11 protein-coding genes and 1 pseudogene are annotated in these 17,043 nt (G+C 37.7%); 6 read left to right on the forward strand and 6 right to left on the reverse strand.

Annotated features, from left to right (window positions below):
• Positions 1–10: 10 nt before the first annotated feature.
• The 4 genes and pseudogenes from FC27_RS03175 to FC27_RS03190 all read right to left on the reverse strand — a co-directional run bounded on the left by FC27_RS03175 (position 11) and on the right by FC27_RS03190 (position 8,388).
• Entirely contained in the window at positions 11–1,498 is a 1,488-nt protein-coding gene (locus FC27_RS03175; protein WP_010624159.1) for a hypothetical protein, read from the reverse strand.
• A gap of 494 nt (positions 1,499–1,992) precedes the next feature.
• Positions 1,993–4,644, reverse strand: a pseudogene (locus tag FC27_RS03180) (HAD-IC family P-type ATPase).
• Positions 4,645–4,974: 330 nt separating this feature from the next.
• On the reverse strand, positions 4,975–6,240 hold the full coding sequence (locus FC27_RS03185) for a methionine gamma-lyase family protein (protein ID WP_010624160.1): 1,266 nt from the start codon (positions 6,238–6,240) through the stop codon (positions 4,975–4,977).
• 30 nt (positions 6,241–6,270) lie between these two features.
• On the reverse strand, positions 6,271–8,388 hold the full coding sequence (locus tag FC27_RS03190; RefSeq protein WP_010624161.1) for a putative ornithine decarboxylase: 2,118 nt from the start codon (positions 8,386–8,388) through the stop codon (positions 6,271–6,273).
• A gap of 294 nt (positions 8,389–8,682) precedes the next feature.
• On the opposite strand from FC27_RS03190, the gene FC27_RS03195 reads away from it, so the two are divergent.
• Positions 8,683–10,077 (forward strand): APC family permease, encoded by a 1,395-nt coding sequence (locus FC27_RS03195; RefSeq protein WP_420805445.1) that lies wholly within the window; start codon positions 8,683–8,685, stop codon positions 10,075–10,077.
• Between the two features lie 50 nt (positions 10,078–10,127).
• Here FC27_RS03195 and FC27_RS03200 read toward each other — a convergent pair whose 3' ends face one another.
• Positions 10,128–10,961 carry a metallophosphoesterase gene (locus FC27_RS03200; RefSeq protein WP_010624163.1) on the reverse strand — a complete coding sequence of 278 codons (834 nt, stop codon included), beginning with the start codon at positions 10,959–10,961 and terminating at the stop codon, positions 10,128–10,130.
• Between the two features lie 495 nt (positions 10,962–11,456).
• On the opposite strand from FC27_RS03200, the gene FC27_RS03205 reads away from it, so the two are divergent.
• Entirely contained in the window at positions 11,457–12,638 is a 1,182-nt protein-coding gene (locus FC27_RS03205; RefSeq protein ID WP_040521154.1) for an MFS transporter, read from the forward strand.
• A gap of 131 nt (positions 12,639–12,769) precedes the next feature.
• Positions 12,770–13,090 carry a DMT family transporter gene (locus FC27_RS03210; RefSeq protein ID WP_010624165.1) on the forward strand — a complete coding sequence of 107 codons (321 nt, stop codon included), beginning with the start codon at positions 12,770–12,772 and terminating at the stop codon, positions 13,088–13,090.
• Positions 13,091–13,192: 102 nt separating this feature from the next.
• On the opposite strand, the gene gdhA is transcribed toward FC27_RS03210, so the two are convergent.
• On the reverse strand, positions 13,193–14,539 hold the full coding sequence (gdhA, locus tag FC27_RS03215) for an NADP-specific glutamate dehydrogenase (protein ID WP_010624166.1): 1,347 nt from the start codon (positions 14,537–14,539) through the stop codon (positions 13,193–13,195).
• A gap of 204 nt (positions 14,540–14,743) precedes the next feature.
• On the opposite strand from gdhA, the gene FC27_RS03220 reads away from it, so the two are divergent.
• The 3 genes from FC27_RS03220 to FC27_RS03230 are packed head-to-tail and all read left to right on the forward strand — an operon-like array spanning position 14,744 to position 17,034.
• Positions 14,744–15,283, forward strand: coding sequence for a TetR/AcrR family transcriptional regulator (locus FC27_RS03220; RefSeq protein WP_010624167.1), 540 nt, complete (start codon positions 14,744–14,746; stop codon positions 15,281–15,283).
• A 2-nt stretch (positions 15,284–15,285) separates the two neighbouring features.
• Positions 15,286–16,347, forward strand: a complete 1,062-nt coding sequence (locus FC27_RS03225; RefSeq protein ID WP_010624168.1) for an ABC transporter permease — start codon at positions 15,286–15,288, stop codon at positions 16,345–16,347.
• A gap of 3 nt (positions 16,348–16,350) precedes the next feature.
• A complete protein-coding gene (locus FC27_RS03230) occupies positions 16,351–17,034 on the forward strand; it encodes an ABC transporter ATP-binding protein (RefSeq protein ID WP_010624169.1) in 684 nt (227 codons plus the stop codon).
• The last annotated feature ends 9 nt before the right edge of the window (positions 17,035–17,043 follow it).

Here is a 17,043-nt window from a genome sequence, read left to right on the forward strand (position 1 = left end):
TCTCGCTTTCTTAAAAGTTGAAATAGAATCCGTTTGGTAGTTGAACACTATATTTTTCATTTTGACAATGAATCCAAATTGGCCCTGTTTCAAAGATTGCTGTCACATTTTCGACAGGTCTTCCAAATGGTGCAAAGCTTTCGTAGTAATCGTAATTAGTCGCACTATATAAGCGTATGATTTCATCTCGGGTGACTAAATTACTTACTTCCAAATTACGGTCCAAACGTCCATTTTTACTGTCAATCATGATCAATTTTTGAAATTCAGATAAAGCTGATGTCTGATTATCATCTATCTTGTCGTCACCAGCAATTACTGGGTTATCTGCAACAGTAGCCGTTGTTCTTTCAACTGTGTTTGCTTGATAGATTACTGCTCCTAAAACAGAGGCATCTAATAAATCATCAGGATTGGAGTCACTTCTATCTTGGGCTAAATGACGAGGCAACTGTTTTGGAATTCGAATATTTTTAAAGTTAATCAATAATTTGTCAATGTCTTTAGTTAACTGTTTAACATCAATTGTTTGAGCATTGATATGATCAAATTCATTACTCAATAACTTTATAGAATCTAAAATGGTTTGAAAAATCAAATAGATTGAATCATAACTACTGTCAATAGCTGACGATGTTGGTTCAAAACTAGCCGATAGCTGCATAAGCTTAGTTTGAACAAATAGCTGATCTTGATTTCTTTGAACTGTTAATTTTACTTGATCATTAATTGCCTGATCAATTTCTAAACTGTCATCTCCCTGACGACTGCGAGCAATCATTTCCGCAAAATTTTCTTTTTTTATTAAATTCTGAATTAAAGAGCCTTGTTTAATTAATCGATTGTAGGCCGGCAAGGCTTTATCATCAAGCATATTATTCAAGTGTTCAGCAATCTTTCCACCATGACTGAATGCTAAATCATTTGAGATCTCATCTAAATCTTCACTTAACTTATGCATCCCTTTCATAACATCCGTATATGCAGATACCATATTATTAAAGTCATTAAATAGTTGAGTATTGGTGGAATCAAGATGTGGAGAGTTTAATTTTTTGATCAATCGGCAATATTCATTGATTCTACTAATATTGGCCGTCACAGTTGTTTCCGCATCCAACACCTTGGGAAGCATCACTAAAAATTCAATTCCTCGACTAGTAATTCGATAAACTGATGCTTGTTGCATATGATAGGATCCGCTTTCCATTCTTCTTCTGATTTTCCGTGGAGAAACTTCAATGAATTTAGCGTCTTCATTCAATGTTTTAAGGACATTCTTTAAAACATTATCACTGATCATTTCTTCTTCAGATTTTTCATCTAAATAATTGCCATTGTATTGTTCGACTAAGAAATCTAATGTTCGTGGAATATCAGCACTAGCCCTGTTTCCATACAGGATAGTCAAAACATTCCAACCAGCAAGTGGATGCTCACGACTTTTCCCTAAATTTGTGGATAATAACAATTGTCTTAATTCATCACTCATTCCCATATAAATTTCTCCATTAGTTATTAATATTTTAAGTATGACGAAAAGATTTATGTAATTCAATCAAATATGAGAATAGTAAAATTTGAATATCTTGCAAAAATTTGTTCTATATAAAAATATTTAAATAGTATTAACATCTGTAACTGTTTTTTGAAGATGTAACTAGCCATATTCATATCAAAAAAATTTATTTGAACACATTACGAAACTCAAAAAAATATAATCGTGTTGTCATATGGACTTATTTTTGAATTGACCTATGAACTCACATTCCAATCTGATAAAGCAAAAAGACTGAACAGCAGCAAAATCAAACATATAAGTCAATTACATCAGCTAGTTAATGAGCAACTGATATAACAACTAAAACATCACATGAAACAAAAAATAGCTTGACCCCTGTTGAATACAGGAATCAAGCTATAGCAACTTGAAAAATCTAATTTAACTGTCCAATATTTTTTTAGACAATTTAATCTAAATTAGATTTTTTATTATTTATTAGCAAATACTCGATAACGGAAAAATTTCTCGATCTCGGTAACTATCAAAACAATTGCTCCGGCTACGATTGGTAATAACCAACCATACCAAATACCGATGCTAGTTGTGTTAAAGACTGCTTGCATGAATGGTAAATAAATGATTCCCATTTGTAAAACAATCAGAATAGCGACGATATAAAAAGCCATCTTGTTTTGGAATAAGTATTTAGAAATGACTGGATGATCAATTCTCAAATTAAATAGATAGAAGATCTTACCAAAGATAATAATATTCAACGTCATGGTACTACCGACGACTGGGTTAAGGCCGTGCTTTGTTAGGTAATCAAAGGCGACGATACCCAATCCAGATATCAGTAGTGAAACGTAAACTATTTCAAAAGTATCGATCTTCGACAATAATCCTGCCGCCACATTTCTTGGCCCACGGCTCATGATACCTTTCTCGGCTGGTTCAAAAATAAAGGCAAATTGGATCGTTAAAGCTGATACCATATTGATCCATAACAGTTGGGCTGGAAATAATGGCAAAGATTGACCAATCAGGATGCTGATGATAACTACTAGACCTTCAGCAAAACTAGTTGGTAATAAGAAACGAATCGTTTTACGGATATTATCAAAAACATGCCGACCTTCACGAACAGCTTTGACGATATTAGTAAAGTCGTCATCTACGAGGACCATATTAGCTGATTCTTTAGCTACTTCGGTCCCTTTGATACCCATGGCAACATCGATATCAGCTTGTTTCAAAGCTGGCGCATCATTAACACCATCACCAGTCATTGAAACAACATGGTGGTTAGCCTGCTGTGCTTGAACGATCCGTAACTTGTTCTTTGGTGTCGTTTGCGCAAATACGTTGTAAACATCGATAACATTTTGTAATTCTTGATCAGATAATTCATCCATCTCTGGTCCAGAAATAGCTTTGATCTTGTCGGCTAATTGTAATTTATGAGCAATTGCAGTCGCAGTATCTGCACGATCCCCGGTGATCATTTTGACTTTGACACCAGCTTCGCGGAGATCATTAATAGCTACAGCTGCCTCTTTTCTAGGTGGGTCAATGATACCAACTGTCCCGGCAAGTTTGAGTTCCTTGATTTCTGCAGGATTGATTTTATCAACATCGTCATCGACCTGCTTATAGGCTAAAGCTACGACACGTAGACCATCAGCAGCAAGTTCACCGATTTTTTCATGCCAATAATCTAATCGACCTTTTTGATCAGTCAATTTCAAGATGGTCGTAGGCGATCCTTTGACCATCAAAACTCTTTTACCTTAAAAATCAACCAATCGTGCCGAATATCTAAAAGCTGAATCGAACGGTAAGGAGTCGATTTCGTGCACTTCTGGGTCCTTACCGGTCATTTTACGATAAAGTGTCGTCAATGAACCGTCAGTTGGTTCTCCGGTCAATTCCCATTTGTTATTCTCAAAATGTAATTGGGCATCGGTCGTTTGACCAGCGATTTCGACTAACCACTTCATTGATTCATCTTGTTGCCAGTCGTATTTCTCATCGGACAATTCCAATTCACCATCAAAATTGATGTTACCGTCAGAATCATAACCGACACCTGTGACGGTAAAACTATTATTTGGCGTGACGATCCGTTTGACGGTCATCTCATTTTTAGTCAAAGTACCTGTTTTATCGGTATTAACGATATCGACAGCACCTAAAGTTTCAACGGCTGGTAAGAATTTCACGATGACATTTTGCTTAGTCATCTTTCGTGTCCCCATAGCTAACACGACTGAGGTACTAGCAGGCAAACCTTCCGGCATCGAACCAACGACCATTGTGATAACGGCAATCAAAAGAGTCGGCAAACTATAAGTATCTAAAAATAGACCAATGATAAATAAGGCAATTGCAGTTACCACGATGGCTACGGAAAGCCCAAAACCTAGAGAATTCAGATTTCTCATTAATGGTGTTGGCTTTTCCTTAACCGTTTCAACTGAGTCTTGAATTTGTCCGATCTCAGTTGCATCGGCAGTTGAAACAACGATCCCTAGACCGGAACCACTGGAAACAGCTGTTGATGCGTAAACCATATTCAATCTTTGACCCAAAGGTAATTTGGTTTGAGATAATGCTTGTTCAACTTTGCTGACCGGTGCAGTTTCACCAGTCAAAATCGATTCCTGAACGTTCAAATTGTCGGCTGAAATCAAACGCATGTCAGCGGGAACTGCATCTCCAGCTTCCAAGTCGACTAAATCACCCACGACGATATCACGTGCATCCATTTCAAGCTTTTTACCATTACGGATAACGAAATTTTTCGAGATCAACATTTCTCTGATCTTCTCTAAGGCGTTACCAGCTTGTTGCTCTTGAACATAACCAATGATCGCATTGGCAATAATAACTAAACCAATAACGATCGAATCTGAGTAACGATGCATGAAAAAGGTCATAACAGCAGCAGCCGCTAAAATATAAATAATACTGTTGTTGAATTGCTTGATGAATTGAACGAACTTCGATTGTTTCTTCGTCGTCAATTCATTGCGGCCATTTTTAGTCAGACGTTTTTTTGCATCCTCCTCACTCAAACCAGTTTGACAATTGGTGTGATACTTGTGTGCTAATTCTTTTTCAGACAGACGCCAGTCCATATTTTGCTCCGAGTCTGTAATTTCCGGTTGCTCGTAATTCTTTTTACCAAGAATTGAATCATTTGCATTTCCATCCATTATAAAAAACATTCCTTTGCTATATTTTTAGGTTTTTCGCAAAATAGTTAATTGAGTCAATTTGACATCACATCCTCCAGTGAAAATGCCGAGCTTACAGCCATTTTCATTTCTTTCTACCTCTATGGTATGTTGTTTTATTACCGAAGTTTAGCTCATTTCTAAAAAAAATATTTATAATTTGTGAATACCGATTTGGTGTGAGTAAAAAAATACGTCTGACCACCTTTTAGTGGCAGGCGTAGTTAATATTTACTTGTAAAAAGTGTCATTTACCGCTTGCGTAATGGCAATTTTGACGTGGGCATATGAGAGTCCACCTTGAATATAAAGTGAATATGGCGGACGGATAGGACCATCAGATGACAACTCAATAGTCGATCCTTCAGTAAAACTTCCTGAAGCCATAATAACTTCATCTTCATAACCATCTTGGTGACTAGGGATCGGATCAACGAATGAATTTAATGGTGAATAGTGTTGGATGGCAGCACAAAACTTGATCATTGGATCGGGGTCACCAAATGAAACTGTTTGGACGATATCAGTCCGTGGGGCATCCCATTTAGGTGAGACGTTCATTCCCATCTCCTCACACAAAGCAGCCGTAAAGACAGTGCCCTTCAATGCTTCACCAGTAGTATGAGGTGCTAAGAAAAAGCCTTGGTAAAAGTCACGCAAGTAACCCCAAGTAGCTCCCTCACCTTTTCCAGCTCCGGGAACAGTCAACCGTGAGCCTGCTCCGTTGATCAAATCTTCCCGACCGACAATGTAGGCACCACTTTTGACGATACCTGCACCAGCATTTTTGTAAAGTGAACCAGCCATGATGTCAGCACCATAAAAGGTTGGTTCCTCAAGTTCTGAAAATTCACCATAACAATTATCAACGAAAATAATGGCATTTGGTAAAATGCCTTTAACGAATTTGATCATTTGGGCGATTTTTTCAACCGTGAAACTATCTCGGACCGCATAACCACGAGATCTTTGAATTGCAACAACTTTGATCTTAGGATCAGCTTTCAGATCCTTTTCAGCAGTTTGATAGTCGACTGAACCATCATCCAACAATTCAGTAGCTTTAAAATTGATACCGTAATCTTTCATCGTGCCTTGATTATCGCCAGCAATACCAATTACTTCCTGGATCGTGTCATAAGGCGTACCCGTCAAATAGTACAACGTATCTTGAGGACGCAACATACTGAATAAAGCAGTTGAGATGGCATGAGTCCCTGACGCAAATTGGGGCCGGACTAATGCATCATCTGTTTTGAAATAACCTGCATAAATTTTTTCAATCTTATCACGACCGATGTCATCGTATCCATAACCAGTTGATGGGACAAGATCTTCTTCACCGACTTGATTTTCACGGAACAAGTTTAAAACCCGTTGCTGTGTATACAAGACCTGACGGTCGATCTCATCGATCTTTGGTTGGATCATTTTTTCTACTTTAGTGATTTTTTGACTTAGATCTTCTGGTAAATCTTCTTTCCATGACAGGGCCATGAATGAATCCCCCTTTAATTTAGTTCTATCTTAAATTCTGTTACTTGTTGCTTGCTCTTGCAAGACTTCTGCAGAAACTTTTAATTTTCCTTGCGAGTCTTTATTCCAATAGACGCCTTGGATCTCGGGTACGAAACCTGGGAATTTCTCAATGGCACCAATCAGGACTTCGAAATATTTTTGATCAATAGTCTGCCATTTTTCACCAGGAGCAACGATAAAAACACCCGGTGGATATGGTAAGGCTCCTTCAGCAGCCACTTGACCGACAACGTCGTTTAGTGAGATCAATTGGCTTTGGTTACGCATAAATTTAGTGTCAGCAGCTTCTGGCGTCATTTGATATGACTGCATATTTGGTTTGGCAAACAATTGCTGCTGCAATTTGAATGTTTTATTTAAACTATAGTATTCATGCATCTCCTGACATAACTGTTTCAAAGTGTAACCTTGATAGCGTTGTCCATAAGTCTTGGCTAAGTTTGGTAAAACTTTTTCCAACATAACGTCGTTATGGTAGGCTTCTTCAAATCTTAAGAAGGCTGCTAACAACTGGTCCAACTCGGCTTGAGAATCACCCAGTGTCAATAGGAACAGTAACGAATTCAAATCATCTTTTGCGCGGATGATACCCTGTTCCATCAAATATTCTGCAACTACAGCGCCAGGGATACCAGTGGCTTGATAAGTACCATTTTCGATATCGATTCCTGGCGTTTGAACGGTTATCTTCATTGGATCAAGCATTGCTTGATCCATAGCTATTTTTTTGAAACCGTGCCAATTATCTTTAGGGTCAAATTGCCAATATTTTGAATCAGTAGCTAACTGGTCATTTGGGATATCCAAATAGTTATCCGGCACCCAAGGTTTGAACAATTTAGATTCACATAACAATCTTTTACGCCATTCGATACCCATCCATAAGGTCTGGTCCCACCAAGTACGATTACCTTTGCCGGCAGTCACATAGGCATTGACAGATAATGAAGCATATATTGGATAAGAATAACTTGAGGTGACGAATTTCAAGTATGCATTATTGAAGTGCTTATGATCAACATAACGGGTTTGGCCTTTCAAATGTGAATCTTTTTTTAAAATCTGAGAGGTTTGTGCCAAGCCTGCTTGCTGTTTATGCAACGATTGAGTCACTAAGATTCCAGGATCATCTGGTCCATATTCATACGACAAAGGAGACAGTTGTTCCACAATGGGAACAAATTGTTCAAAGCCACCCCAATCACAATCAAATAATATGTAATCACATAATTGACCGATTTTATCAATGATCCATTTAGCGTTATAAAACAAGCCATCATAGGTCTCTAATTGGAGGACAGCAAGTCGAAAAGGACGCTTAGCTTGCGCTTTTTCAGGGTCAACTTTAGCGATTTCAGCACGTAAATTGTCCTCATCAAAAAATTTTGGATCCATTTCACCAATCAACCCCAGTGGATTGCGATCCGTTGGTACATAAACCGGCTTGGCCCCACTCATTACGAGAGCACTATTATAAAGTGATTTATGATTGTTGCGGTCAAATAGGACTAAATCATCTTTAGTTAACAAGGCACTAGCACAGATTGAATTAGCACTAGTCGTCCCATTAGTACAAAAATATACTTTGTCAGCATGATAAGTTTTGGCGGCTTTCTGTTCAACTGTCAACGGTGTACCTTCGTGAGTCATCGTATCGCCTAAAGAAGCCACAGTGTCACTCGTATCAGCGAACATTAAATTTGAACCGAAAAAGCGGTCAAATACCACCCCAGCAGGATGCTTTTCATAATATTGACCGTTGTGATGTCCCGGCGTTGTAAAACTGATTGGCTTTTTTTTGGCAAAATCAATCAAATCAGTTAAAAATCCTGGGACCGTTCTTTGTTGATACTGCTGAATTTCTTTCTTGATCAGAGTCTGAGTTTTCAATTGATCACTCTTTGGTGAAATCTTGATCACTGGTACATCCAAACCAGAATTTTGTTGTAACTTCTCAATTAAGTTGATGGCTGCATCGTTATGGTCTTTGACTACGATTGCGGCCAATTCGGCTAAATCGGTCGAATCCGACAAGTTAACTGTTTCGTATCCAGCTGGTAAAAAATTGTTGACGTTATTATCGACGGCTATTTTCAGAAAATCCATTTTTCCTCCAATGTTATGGTAAATTTGTTTTAGTAACTATTTTAAAAGACTTATTTTTATTCACAATAAATTTTTTCTTTGCAAATAGCATTATCTGTGACACAATATTACAGTTTTGATTATATAGATTTATTGAGGTAATAGACAAGTGAAAGTAAATAGTTCTTTGTTAACGTTGAAACCTCCTAATTATTAAGATTTCAGAAAAGAAAGTTTTTTAGATAATTTGGGGGAATTTTACATTGGAATCTTTAGAGCCAAAAAAAACATTATTTAAGTTGGCCGGTCATTGCCTTGATCGACTTCGTAACGATTATTAGTTTCGAAAATATTTTTTATCCGTTTCAAAATCAGGGACTTTCCGTGGTCATTTCCTGGATTTTCCTGTTGTTTGCTTACGTTATTCCGTATGAATTGATCGTTAGTCAAATGAGTTTGACTTTTGATAATCAATCCGGTGGACTTGCCTCTTGGGTGCGCCGTGGGAGTAACGACACTTTGGGTTACTGGACTTCTTGGATGTATTGGGTACAAAGTGTCCCTTATATCGTTGATGTTTCTAACTCGGTGATTGTTTCCTTCAGTTGGATGTTTTTGGGAAACAACACGCTCGACAAAAGAATGTCGACTTTCTGGTTCGGTATGTTAACTTTTGCCATTATTTTAATTTTTATTTTGCTCGAGAATGTTTTCAAAAATTCTTTAGAGATCCTATCACTTGTCGGTGGTGGTGCAATGTTCGTTATGTCAGTCTTGTTCGTCTTATTAGCTGGATATGCTGTGATGAACGGTGCACCGATTGCAACACAACCATTCAACTGGGGTTCGTTCATGCCTAACTTCAGTTTGAAATACTTTTCGACTACCGGATTGCTGATCTTTGCTATGTCGGGTGCTGAATTGGCAGCTCCTTACATCGTTCAAATGCGTGATCCTAAACATGAGTTCCCTAAGGCTATGTGGTTATTAGCTTTGATGACTGCCTTTTTAACCATCTTCGGGACCTTGGCTCTGTCGATGTTCTTTAATGCCAACCATATCCCACATGACTTCAAGATGAATGGTCCCTACTACGCCTTTAGTTTATTAGGTCAAAGTTTAGGACTGGGAAAAATATTGATGTACATCTTTGCTGTTGTCCAAGCTATTTTTATGATGGCTCAATTAGCTGTCTTACTTGACGCTTCTAGTCGAGTCTTTGCCGGTGATGTTGCTGACAACTTCATACCTAAATGGATGACGAAGAAAAACAAAAATGGCCGTCCTGTCCACAGTTACATGATGACTTCCGGATTGAGTTTATTCCTACTATTATTGACCGGTACCTTACCCAATATCAACACAATTTATAATTGGTTGTTGAACATCAACGGTATTATCTCACCTTATATGACCTGTTGGGTCTTCTTCGCCTTCTTGGCCGTTCGTTGGCAACAAAAGAAATTCCACTCCGATTATACATTTATCAAAAATCGGACCGGGGCTTTGTTAGTCGGTGGTTGGTGCCTGCTATTCACCTTTGTCTGCGCCACTTTGGGGTTCATCCCTCAGGAAGCAGACTTTGGGACAAAAGCTTTTGATCAACAACTGTTGATGAACATCATCACAGTTATCGTCTTGTTTGGACTAGGTTTCATCATGCCGATGATCAGAAAACACGAAAAGAAAAACGAATTATCAGAAATCTAAAAAATGCTCAGCCGTTAAATTGCGACTGAGCATTTTGCTATACTTTAGAATCATCGATTTTGATCGATGAAACTTGTTGAAGGAATATTGATCTTTGCCACGACGGCTTGTCCAGACAATAAAGTCTTTTTTTCAACTCCGACTTCCCCTTGGTCGAAAGTAATAATGTCATAACTAGTCGCATCTGAAATAAAATGCTGACTCTCATCATCACAATTTATATGATAAGCAGCTGAATCAGCCGTACTGAATAAGACACCTTCATTTTGAAAAGCTGTTTCAAAATGAATATGTCCTGAAAATACTCCTTTGACCTCTGTACCCTTGATTGTATTAAAAAAATCGGCCCCATCTTGTAAAATGCCGTACCGCATATGTTTAAGACCAGGACCATCCAGTGGATGGTGTAGAAAGACGACTGCCGGTTTTTCAGGAGCATCAGCTAAATTATCCTTAAGCCAGATTAATTGCTCGACGCCTAGGCATCCTTCTTCATGGTCAGTCGACTTACTATCTAAGAAATAAATATCTAACCCTGGTGTATTGACCAGATAGTAGTATTTATCACGAGGCACCTCTTTTAAATAGCCTTTAAAAAAGTTAGCCGTTCGATCATGATTACCCAAAATAACGTTAATAGGAATATTTAAACAGTCGATTTTAGAACTGATCAATTCGGAAAAATTCTGATAATCTTTTTCTGTTCCTTGATGGATCAAATCTCCCGTAATGACAATCATGTCAGGTCGATGTTTTAACAGACTTATATCTTTAAAAATATTGTTCAATTTGATCAATGGATCAATTTGCTGATTATTTGCCGCCTCTTCCCCAGATGGTGTCAAATGTGTATCAGTGATTTGAACGATTTCATATTTACTCATAGCTCTCCCACACTATATAGTGCTTTTCCCCTAAAATTAATTCAAATATTGTTTAGATAATAATATTCAATGTTTGTCTAAATCCCCTAGAATAACTTGGGCCCTTGATACTACGGGGCTAAGTTAAATCAATCACAAACTATCTAGATATTTCCCCAAGCATTTTACAATGAACTTATAACTAGATAATGAGTTGATACTTGAATTAAAGCAAACTTTAACTGTTTTTGTCAATAAAAACACTACTCAAAAGTGTTGCCATTAAGGTATTTATATTGAGTAGTTTTTATTTTATGGCTAAAGCATTCTTTATGCTATATCAGTTCATTTATGAACGAATATAACATATAGTATATTTTGCTATCTTTTCTGTTTTTAATAATGTATACTAGCTCGCTAGACGCACTTTTCCGTCACTTATTAGATAAGATCATCTCTGATCAATTATCACCGGTCAACGGTGGTATTTTTTTTGGTCAAACTAAGGAGGCAAAAATGAAGAATAAAAGATCAATCTATATTTTAGTATTCAGTAACTTTTTAATTTGTTTGGGTATTGGATTAGTGATTCCAGTCACCCCGTTTATTAAAAACGAATTTCACTATACAACATCTAATATGGGGGTCATGACTTCACTTTTTGCCTTGGCTCAATTTATCGCTTCACCAATCGTCGGACGAATTTCCGATCGATTGGGAAGAAAACCAATCATTGTTGGTGGGTTATTCATTTATATGATCTCTGAGATCATCTTTGCATTGGCAACAAGTTTGCCACTATTCAACTTATCACGACTGATTGGTGGACTATCTGCTGCCATGGTCGTACCAACTTCAATGGCTTTAGCTTCTGATTTAACTTCTCTAAAAGAACGGGCTAAAGTTATTGGATGGTTGTCTGCCGCTTTCAGTGGTGGACTTATCTTAGGACCTGGTATCGGCGGTATGTTAGCTAATATTGACTATAAGACTCCTTTCTGGTTTGCAGCTGCTCTAGGCTTAATCAGTGCTATCTTTACGCAAATATTCCTGAAAGATGCCAATCAAGCTGTTCTAGAAGAAGATATCAAAAAATCTGAAGCCAAGCGAGCTGGCTCATATCGCTCAATCATGACCGTGCCACTGCTGATCCTATTTGCCATGATCCTCGTGTCATCGTTTGGACTACAAGGATTTGAAAGTATCTATAGTATTTATGTCAACCAAGTTTTCAATTTCGGCATTGGAACCATCGCCCTAGTATTGACCTTGAACGGGATTATTTCTTTGATCCTTCAAGTCAGCTTCTTCAACTGGTTTGTTGAAAAAATTGGTGAGATCCGTCTGATTGGTTACTGTTTCTTCCTAAGTGCGGCATCAGTTGCATGGATCTTGTTCGCCAGAGGAAAAATTGAAGTTATCATCGCAACTCTGATTATTTTCTCATCCTTTGATCTCTTGCGTCCGGCCATCACAACGCTTTTGACTAAGGCTGGTAAGGCTAATCAGCAAGGCTTGATCAACGGAATGAATATGTCATTGACTTCTATCGGTAATATCGTTGGACCATTAATGTCTGGTGCATTGATGGACTGGAACCCACATTCTCCATATACTGTCGTCGCAGTAATCTTGACCTTATCGTTCATTTTCACTTTTATTGTTAGAAAATTCCCAGTCATCAACGTAGAAGACTAAATTTTTTAAATGTGCTAAGATATCAATAATTGAATTAACACCGCCGGGTGTCATTAAACTAGTATTCCAAATAATTCCATTAGGCCAATGAAGGGATTATTGGGGATACTTTTTTTTCGGAGGAAAATATTATGAATTGGATCTATTTGATCATTGCTGGACTATTTGAAGTAGTTTGGGCCACGACTATGAAATTGAGCCATGGATTTTCGAAATGGGATTGGGCAATTGCCACCGTTATCGGAATGATTGCCAGTTTCTTTTTCTTAGCGAAAGCTACCAGAACTCTGCCATTGTCTTTGGCTTATCCGATCTGGACCGGCATTGGAGCTGTGGGATCGATCATTATGGGAGTAACACTTTTTGGTGACAAGATACCTGGGATAACTTGGGTCTTTATTGCCCTACTATTGATCAGTATTATTGGGATAAAAATGACTACCTCAGCTTAAAATCTGCAAGCAAAATATAATTGATTTAAAAAATTGTACCTAAATCAAATAAAGCAGTCACTTTAAAAAGTGGCTGCTTTATTTTTATCTAAAATTTTTAATTTAAACTAATCCTTGTGCCAACATTGCTTTAGCAACTTTTTCAAATCCTGCAATATTTGCACCAGCTTGATAATCTTTGCCTAAGTCATATTCTTTATCAGCATCGGCAGATTTTTGATAAATATTTTCCATGATATCTTTCAATTGACCATCAACATCTTCGAAAGTCCAAGATAGACGTTCACTATTTTGACTCATTTCTAGAGCAGAAACAGCAACACCGCCGGCATTGGCTGCTTTGGCAGGTCCATAAATAATACCTTTATCTTTATAAACTTGAATTGCTTCGGTCGTACTTGGCATATTAGCACCTTCAGCAACATATTTGGCGCCGTCTTTAGCAATCAGCTTAGCTTCATCACCACTGATTTCATTTTGAGTGGCACATGGCAAAGCAATATCGTAATCAATATCCAAGTCCCATACAGAACCTTCAGTGTAAGTAGCAGATGATATCTTATCAGCATATTCTTTGATTCGACCACGTTCGACTTCCTTGATCTGTTTAACGGTATCAAGGTCGATCCCGTTTGGATCATAAACATAGCCATTTGAGTCAGAGGCTGTCACAACTTTAGCACCATTTTCTTGGGCTTTTTGGATAGCATAAATCGCAACGTTACCCGCTCCAGAGATTTTGATAGTCTTACCCTTCAATGATTCGCCTTGATCTTTGATCAAAGCATTCAAATAATAAATCAAGCCAAAACCAGTGGCTTCAGTTCTGGCCAATGAACCACCGTATTCCAGACCTTTTCCAGTTAGGATACCATTTTGTGAGCCATTGAGACGCTTATATTGTCCATATAAATAACCGATCTCACGTCCACCAACGCCGATATCACCGGCAGGTACATCTAAATCAGGACCAATATGTTTTTGTAACTCTGTCATAAAGCTTTGACAAAATCTCATGATCTCGGAGTCTGATTTATCCTTAGGATTAAAATCAGATCCACCTTTGCCGCCACCAATTGGCAAGCCAGTCAAACTATTTTTCAAAATTTGTTCAAAGCCTAAGAATTTGATGATACTTAGGTTAACACTAGGATGTAATCGTAAACCACCTTTATAAGGTCCAATAGCTGAATTGAATTGGACTCTAAAGCCACGGTTCACTTGATAATTTCCTTCATCGTCTTGCCATGGGACACGAAATTGAATTGCGCGTTCAGGTTCAACTAATTCACCGAGAATATTAGCTTTGATATATTCAGGATGTTTTTCTAATACAGGTTTAAGTGTGTCTAACACGGTAAAAGCAGCTTCTTGAAATTCTGGTTGATTAGGATCTCTGTGAGTAATTGTTTCCTTTAGATCTTTAATATATGCTTCAGCATCTGCCATAAATGTACCACCTTTAAAAATATAGACTATCTACGTATTTAACAAAAATATTAAATATCTAGATTGGTGTTATTATAGCACTTTATTAAAACAAATGACTTATAATTAGAAAAAAATTAATTCGCGAAAGTTGACACCGTGTCATCTTTCGACTATGATACAAATAAATCAATAAGTGACACTGTGTCACTTTTGGAGGATGACATGGTATCTACAACATTTAATAATTTAAACCCAGCTAAAAAAGCCAAGATCTCTCAAGCTCTGTTAACTGAGTTTTCGAGCCATCCCTTGCCTGACAGTCAGGTATCACGGATCATAAAAACTGCTGGAATCGCACGGGGAGCATTTTATAAGTATTTCGACGATCTGCAAGATGCTTATCGCTATACCTATCAACGGGCAATCAAATATATTCATTCAGGGCCAGTTGACGAAACTAGTGAAATGTTGACCGCTGAGCAATACTTAAAACAAGTGACCGATTTTGTTGAGGCAGTTGATGACAGCCAATACTGTGGTCTTTTAAAAATGCATATCACCAAAAATGAGAACTTGTTACGCAATTGGAATGAGGACAATCAACAAGCTGAATCTTTAATGAATCAAGAACCACTGATTTGGGCCAATGCGGTATTGGCGCATGAAACAATCAAATTAGTTTTGTTGAACCCATCAGAGAAAAAATCATTACTAGATCGATACTTTCAAGCCATTCAAAAACTTACTAAAAAGGAGCTTTGATCATGTTTTTAGCCCTCAAAGAAATCAAGCACGAAAAACTTCGCTATGGATTGATTATTGCAATGATTGTATTAGTCAGCTATTTGATCTTTGTATTGACTAGCTTAGCTTTAGGATTATCCAACCAAAACACGCAAGCCATCACATCCTGGAATGCTAATAGCATTCTGTTAAATAAAGACTCCAACACTAATTTATCGCAATCGTTGATCACTCAAGAACAAGATGCAGATTTGAAATTAACTAAAAACGACGCCTATCTTGCACAAGCTTCAGTCGTCACCAAATCATCTGGACATGAGCAGATTGCTGCAAATTACCTCGGTCTCCAAAAAAAACAATTCGTCAATCAAAATCTAAAATTATCCTCAGGCCATAAGGCTGAAAACGACCATCAAGTAGTCGCCGATGAAAAATTTCAACACTCTGGATATAAATTAGGAGATAAAATAAAACTCAATTCATTATCTGGATCTTATAAGATAGTTGGTTTTACCAAAGGAGCTAAATTCAATATTGCACCTGTTCTCTATGGGACACTAGTCGGTTGGCAATCGATCCGTGGCCTAGGTTCTAACTTCAAAGCTAGTGCCGTTGTTTCAAAAGATTCTCATGTGAAATCATCTAATTCAAATCTAAAAAATTATTCTATCAAACAGTTCATTGATAAGTTACCAGGTTACTCAGCTCAAAACTCTACTTTTACTTTTATGATCGCCTTTCTAATGATCATTTCCCTGATCGTTATTGCCGTCTTTCTCTATATCTTGACGATCCAAAAATTGCCTAATTATGCTGTTTTGAGAGCTCAAGGCATCCCAGCAAAAGTACTAGTGAAGAATACGATTTTCCAATCCTTTATCTTAGTCATTGGCGGGATAATCATTGCTTCAATATTGACGATCTTAACAGCCTTATTGATTCCGACAAGTGTACCAATGAGTTTCAATTTGCCATTGCTTTCATTAGTCGCTTTCGGGCTAGTCTTGACTAGTATCTTGGGAGCTATCATTCCGGTCCGGACGATCTTAAAAGTCGATCCGGTCCAGGTCATTGGAGGTTAGAACATGTCGACTATCGAATTAAAACATATCAATAAAGTTTTTGGCACTGGTCTCAGCCGAGTCCAAGTCTTACATGATGTTAATTTCACAGCTGAACGAGGAGAATTAGTCTTAGTGCTAGGCCCTTCAGGATCTGGTAAGAGCACTTTTCTGACCATTGCTGGTGGCCTGCAGACGCCGACTTCTGGTGAAGTCCAATTGAATCAGAAAAGCCTCGAACAACTTTCACAAAAAGATTTAGAAAATTTCCGTTTGAATAAGATTGGTTTCGTCTTGCAAGCCTATAATCTGGTACCCTATTTGACTGTCAAAGAACAATTTACTTTAGTGGACCGAGTCAGAAAAGCTGGCAATATCGACTCAAATGAGTTGACTAACTTACTAAAATATTTAGAAATAAACGACACTGTTGATAAATATCCTGCGGAACTTTCTGGTGGGCAAAATCAACGAGTTGCCATCGCCCGAGCACTATACACCGACCCGGAAATAATCTTAGCGGACGAACCCACCGCCTCGTTAGATACTGGACGAGTTCAAGAAGTTGGTAAATTGCTGAAAGAACTGGCTACTCAACAAAACAAAGCAATCGTTGTCGTTACTCATGATCTGCGTTTGAAAGATTATGCCAGTCGGATTTATCAAATTACCGATGGAAAAATGGTCGAGGATTCAAAAGATAATTAACAATTAAGC

The organism is Companilactobacillus versmoldensis DSM 14857 = KCTC 3814 (assembly GCF_001434295.1).
In the GTDB taxonomy this organism is placed as follows: domain Bacteria; phylum Bacillota; class Bacilli; order Lactobacillales; family Lactobacillaceae; genus Companilactobacillus; species Companilactobacillus versmoldensis.

Coding starts and splice junctions, on each gene's coding strand:
- FC27_RS03210 (WP_010624165.1), top strand. CDS start 12,770: ATGAATTGGATCTATTTGATCATTGCTGGACTATTTGAAGTAGTTTGG.
- FC27_RS03225 (WP_010624168.1), top strand. CDS start 15,286: ATGTTTTTAGCCCTCAAAGAAATCAAGCACGAAAAACTTCGCTATGGA.
- FC27_RS03205 (WP_040521154.1), top strand. CDS start 11,457: ATGAAGAATAAAAGATCAATCTATATTTTAGTATTCAGTAACTTTTTA.
- gdhA (WP_010624166.1), bottom strand. CDS start 14,539: ATGGCAGATGCTGAAGCATATATTAAAGATCTAAAGGAAACAATTACT.
- FC27_RS03230 (WP_010624169.1), top strand. CDS start 16,351: ATGTCGACTATCGAATTAAAACATATCAATAAAGTTTTTGGCACTGGT.
- FC27_RS03200 (WP_010624163.1), bottom strand. CDS start 10,961: ATGAGTAAATATGAAATCGTTCAAATCACTGATACACATTTGACACCA.
- FC27_RS03190 (WP_010624161.1), bottom strand. CDS start 8,388: ATGGATTTTCTGAAAATAGCCGTCGATAATAACGTCAACAATTTTTTA.
- FC27_RS03185 (WP_010624160.1), bottom strand. CDS start 6,240: ATGGCCCTGTCATGGAAAGAAGATTTACCAGAAGATCTAAGTCAAAAA.
- FC27_RS03220 (WP_010624167.1), top strand. CDS start 14,744: ATGGTATCTACAACATTTAATAATTTAAACCCAGCTAAAAAAGCCAAG.
- FC27_RS03175 (WP_010624159.1), bottom strand. CDS start 1,498: ATGGGAATGAGTGATGAATTAAGACAATTGTTATTATCCACAAATTTA.